The 5,196-nt window shown below is 43.1% G+C and carries 5 protein-coding genes; 1 reads left to right on the top strand and 4 read right to left on the bottom strand.

The features are described 5' to 3' along the window. A partial coding sequence (locus AB5935_RS15455; RefSeq protein ID WP_410525539.1) for an ATP-binding protein occupies nt 1-1,815 on the bottom strand: 1,815 nt, incomplete at its 3' end. Nucleotides 1,816-1,958: 143 nt separating this feature from the next. Here AB5935_RS15455 and AB5935_RS15450 point away from each other — a divergent pair. Next, a complete protein-coding gene (locus AB5935_RS15450; protein ID WP_007832352.1) occupies nt 1,959-2,315 on the top strand; it encodes a response regulator in 357 nt (118 codons plus the stop codon). 3 nt (nt 2,316-2,318) lie between these two features. Here the strand turns inward: AB5935_RS15450 and AB5935_RS15445 are convergent, their stop codons facing one another. The 3 genes from AB5935_RS15445 to AB5935_RS15435 form a co-directional block, all read right to left on the bottom strand. Then, on the bottom strand, nt 2,319-3,524 hold the full coding sequence (locus AB5935_RS15445) for a glycosyltransferase family 2 protein (RefSeq protein WP_007846422.1): 1,206 nt from the start codon (nt 3,522-3,524) through the stop codon (nt 2,319-2,321). Then, nucleotides 3,521-4,639 (bottom strand): glycosyltransferase family 4 protein, encoded by a 1,119-nt coding sequence (locus tag AB5935_RS15440; RefSeq protein WP_007853964.1) that lies wholly within the window; start codon nt 4,637-4,639, stop codon nt 3,521-3,523. Before AB5935_RS15440 ends, AB5935_RS15445 begins: the two co-directional genes overlap by 4 nt. Before the next feature lie 6 nt (nt 4,640-4,645). Continuing rightward, a partial coding sequence (locus tag AB5935_RS15435; RefSeq protein WP_368327475.1) for a glycosyltransferase family 2 protein occupies nt 4,646-5,196 on the bottom strand: 551 nt, incomplete at its 5' end.

The following is a 5,196-nucleotide window of genomic DNA, read 5'->3' as shown; positions in this document are numbered from 1 at the left end:
GTTCGCCTTAGGTCTCGTGGGCTCGGAGATGTGTATAAGGGACAGGCTTTCTCTGGAAGCTATTTTGTCTTTTTCATATGCGTATGCGCTTACAGCGATGACAGGTACGTCGGCAGACATTTCCCGGATGGCTCTGGTGGCGTCCAGACCATTGATGTTAGGCATTTTTATATCCATCAAAATCAAGTCGGGTTTGTATTGTTCATAGAATATGATAGCCTCCATGCCGTCATGAGCATGCACCAGTTTGTATATTTTTCCGATCATAGCCTCTATTAAGTCATAATTGCTTTGATAGTCTTCCGCCACTAGGATGGTCATCTCCTGATGGGAAGTTCTGCTGTTGTCTTTAACGGAAGCTGGTGGAAGTTTTTCCTCCCATTTCATATCTCCGTTTGCTGAAATGTAAGGCAATGTAAAAGTGAATGTGGTTCCGGTTTCCATTTTTGATTGTACAGCTATTTTTCCTCCTAACTTTTCTACAATGATTTTGCTGATGGAAAGACCCAGTCCTGTACCTTGCACCTGGTTGTTGGCCATGATGAAACGGTCGAATATCTTGTCTATCTTGTCATCGGAAATACCGCTTCCGGTATCGGCTATATGAAAAACAATTTCTTTTTCCGTCAATTTATATCCGAAGCTGATAGAACCTTTGGCTGTGAATTTTGTAGCATTACCTATCAGGTTGGAGAAAACCTGGAACAAGCGGTTCCTGTCTGTCGAGATAACCAGTGACGGATCGGACTCTTCGAAAACAAGCTCCACCCCAGGCTGACACCTGAAACTATACGTGTTTTTTACATCCTCACATAAAGTATAAAGGGATACAGGCGCATAGTTGAACTCCATCATGCCCGATTCAATCTTCGACAGGTCCAAAATCTCGTTGATAAGTTCCTGCAGGCGCATGTTGTTTTTTTCTACAATATCGTAATACTGCAATCTTTCCTCGGCGTTTTCCGTTTCAGCTATAATGCGTGAGAATCCTAGAATGGCATTCAACGGTGTACGGATTTCATGGCTCATATTGGCAAGGAAGGCAGATTTCAGCTGGTTGGAGCGTTCTGCTTTCCAAACAATCTCGGATGTGTTCTGTATATATCCTTCCAATACGGTCCTTTGCATATATACCTCTTTATGATATGTTTTTATTCTCATGTTGACGGTCTTTCCGTCAATAAGGAGTTTGTAGTTTATGGTATTGGAAGCATCCTTCTCCTTCAGATTTTCTTCCAGCCATTGACTGAAACGGGCCTTGTCATCAAGGTGCATATAGTTCATGTATTCATCTATGGAAATCTGTTTCTGTTCCTCATCGTTACAGAATATCCGGGTGTATCCCGAATAAGTGAAGAACCGTGTGGACGAATCGTATGCCCATAATCCTATTCTTGCGGCTTTTTCTATTTCGCACAAATCTTTTTGCTTTTTTTCCAGTTTCAGCCTGACGACACTCCGGCCTGTGATATCCCTGTATTGAAAAAGAAAATGCTCCTCATCATACTTGCTGATAATACATTTGTAGTATTTTACGTCATCTTCCAATATTAATTTGTAATTCCGTGCGGAAAGTTTGTCTCCTGCCCGTACTTTGGTGAATTCCGCATACATCTCCCGTGCCGTTTCCACAGGGAAATAAGAGAATATATTTCTCCCTATAATATCTTGTTCTTTTATAAAGAAGTCCGTCGTATTAGCCTTGAAGTCTAAACAGGTGCCGTCTTTATATACGAAAAACATAGTATCAGCCGTAATTTCCAGAATTTTGTCTGCATACTGCTTATCGTGCAATATATTACTCGGAATTTTCATATTAATAGTATGATTCTCAATATACTGTTTCTCTTAGCGAATTTAGATGCGTGATATTTGTTACTGACAGCAAATATACAAAAAAAATATTGTTTATATCATTTTATATCGTAATTTTGCAAGGTAATCAATGAAAAGAAGAAATGAAAAAGATTTTGGTAGCTGAAGATACGGAAAGTAATTACCTCTTATTATCTATAATTTTAAGAAAGGAGTATGAAGTTTACCGTGCCCACGATGGGCAGGAGGCTATTGAGAAATTTGAGGGTTGCCGGCCCGATATGATTTTGATGGATATAAAGATGCCTGTTATGGACGGTTTGGAAGCTACCAGAAGAATTCGTCTGAAAGGGGGGACACTTCCCATCATAGCTCTTACCGCCAATGCGTATGACAGTGACCGTGACAAGGCTTTTGAAGCCGGATGTGACGATTATATGGCCAAGCCGATTATGGCTCCCGCTTTGCGTGAGATGATAGAAAAATATTTTGGTGAGTAAATATTATGCCCTGCGGGATTTTTCCCATGTTCCGCCGGCATGTCTTTTCAAATAGAAGAAACCTTTTATCACATTGATGTTCATGAACAGGAAATAGTAGGGAATATAAAGCAATTTGTTCTTTACGGACTTGGCAGACAGGAAGCTGCCATAAACTCCCCCGAGGTAGAATGCGGATTGCAGCAGAAGAAAAAGAAAGTAAACCGGATGGCTCTCACTACAGACAACCAGCAGGATATTCAAGGGAAAGAGCAGAAACAAGGCAACCGGGGTTACCGACCATCTCAGTACGCGGTGGGAGACATATTGAAAACTGAGGATTCCATAACGTAGAGGATTTAGCAGTTCTTTCAAACGATAGACGGACTGCAATCCTCCTGCTGAGATACGTATTTTTCTTTTCTCTTCTTCTTTCATATCGGTCGATCCGCTTTCCAAGGCATATGCCGTATCACAATATGCTATCGTATACTGCTTCATGGCGATACGCAGGGACAGCATAAAATCATCCAGTAGGGTATCTTCAGGCATTTCCTCATATAACGGGGTGCGGATGGCAAATAATTCTCCGGCAGCACCTATGGCGGAATAGAGCTGATAATCCATTTTTTTCAGCCATGATTCATATTTCCAGTACAATCCTTCTCCTCCGGAAACAGCTCCTCCGGTACTGTACATGTCTACCCGTTTTTCTCCTGCCACGCATCCCACCTGCGGATGGTTAAAACATTTTACTATCTCGCGAACGGCCTGCGGATTAATAAATGTATTGGCGTCTGTGAATATGACCAAAGGCGTGGTGACAAATCCCATTCCCCGGTTCATAGCGGCTGTTTTTCCTTTTCTTTCGGGGACGAACAATAGGGTGACATCGGGATACGCTTTTAATTTTTCATTGGTTCGGTCATTGCTGCCGTCCGTTACCCATACGATATGCAGTTTCTCTTTGGGATAATCCAGTTCGTGGCAGTTTTTCATCTTTCCGTTTACTACCTGTTCCTCATTATAGGCGGTGATGAACAGGGTGATTTCGGGCAGGGCGGTGTTGTTGCCGTTCCGGCAGGTTTCTTGCTCCGGTTCGTCCGTATCGTAGAAGAAAAGAAAACTTTGTTTTATTTTTACCAATATCCACAACAGGATTCCGTATCCCACATAGGTGTAGAATACAATGAACAGGAGGATGAAGAAGAGGATTTCAAGGGTGTTCATGCTAGTATTTCTTTATATATTTTCAATATTTCTCTGGCTGTGTTCTCCCATGAGAACCGACGGACTCTTTCTAATCCATATGCAGTTTGTGACTCATAGAATTCCGCATTTTCTTCTAAATGAAGGAGGGCGGAAGCAATTTCCTCCGGTTCGAACGGATTGACCAGAATACCCTCCGGTCCTGTGATTTCGGGCATGGCGGAAGTGGTTGAGGTGATGACGGGAGTTCCGCAGGCCATCGCCTCCAGAATGGGGATGCCGAAACTTTCGCGTAAAGACGTGTATATAAAGACGGATGCTCCACTATAAACAGCGGGTAGTTCTGTGTTTGGAATGTATCCGGGATGATACAGCATTTTTTTTATTTCTTGTAATCCTTGCCGGTTCAGATATTCGTCTATGATCTCTTCTTTCAGGTCGGCGATAAGCAAGGGAAGGGGCTGACGGGATTTTTTTAAATAAATACCGTATGCCTGCAATACCCTTGCCGTATTCTTCTTGGGATCGGTATTTCCTAAAAAGAACAGGTAAGGATGTTTCTTTATGTATCGGGCAGTGGTGGCTTGTGCGTTCCGTATGGGTATGAAATGTTGTGAATAGCCGTTGTGTACGGCGACAAGCAGTTGTCTGTCAATGTGCAGGAAATGACTGATGCGGTTGCATTCAAAATGAGAAACGGTAATGATTCTTTTGCATCTAGTAAGAATTTGGGGAACAATGATTCTTCGGTAGAAACGTCCCAGTCTTTGGTACATGGACTGGTTCTTGCCTTGTTTTTTTTCTAGAAAGATAATGTCGTGCAGTGTAAGCACCAGTGGAATGTTTCCATACACAGGGGCAGTGTTACTTGTGCAGTGCAGCAGGTCGGGTTTGATTTTTCTCAAAGCCAACGGCAGTCCTATCTGTTCCCAAAGCGGATAGGACGGCCAGTTGACGGTCACGATATGCACGTTGGCGGATTCCTGCAAACAAATATCATCTCCCGGGCTGACCAGTATGAAGTATTCGTTTTGTTTGTCTATCTTTTGCAGTTCCCGGATGGTTTCCAGAGCTACATAGTCCATGCCATGCTTTTCTTTTCTGAAGATGCGTTGGGCTTCTATTGCTATTTTCATCTGTCGTTACTTTATCAGGTTAGAATCTTCGTCCTCGTAATTGTTTTTGCTATAGAAAAGAGCCGTGAAGCTTCTTAAACCTTTTATGGCTCGTTTTTTGAAACTGCTAAACAGGGATCCGTCGGCCGAGACAGTACCATAGCCGGTAAGGACACGGGCTTTGCGGGCGGTGACGAATCTTAATTTTCCGTATTTTTTCAATGCCAGTGCCAGGGAGCCGTCTTCTCCGCGGAGTATGTCTGTCCGGAATCCTTCTTTCCGGGCTGTTTCCGTGTGGAAGGCAAAAGCCATTCCACGTACATTGAGTTCCGGTCTGTTCAGATTTTGTATTTTCAAATAGAGGTCACGCAGTGTTTCATAGAAGAAAAGTCCTAAATGATGTTCATTAGGAAGAAAACTCCACAGGGCGTATGCACCTGCCACTTCTTTGTCCTGTAAGACCTTTATCATGGTACTGATGTACTGGGGCGGATAAAGGGTGTCGGCATCTATGCAGAGATGATACTTCCCCCGGGCATGGTTCAGTCCGCATTGCCGGGCAAAACCGGGACCTTTCC

It is taken from the genome of Phocaeicola sp. RTP21198st1_B8_RTP21198_201120 (genome assembly GCF_040929485.1).
GTDB lineage: Bacteria > Bacteroidota > Bacteroidia > Bacteroidales > Bacteroidaceae > Phocaeicola > Phocaeicola dorei.
This window is presented reverse-complemented; position numbering and strand designations above follow the sequence as displayed.

Coding starts and splice junctions, on each gene's coding strand:
- AB5935_RS15450 (WP_007832352.1), top strand. CDS start 1,959: ATGAAAAAGATTTTGGTAGCTGAAGATACGGAAAGTAATTACCTCTTA.
- AB5935_RS15440 (WP_007853964.1), bottom strand. CDS start 4,639: ATGAAAATAGCAATAGAAGCCCAACGCATCTTCAGAAAAGAAAAGCAT.
- AB5935_RS15445 (WP_007846422.1), bottom strand. CDS start 3,524: ATGAACACCCTTGAAATCCTCTTCTTCATCCTCCTGTTCATTGTATTC.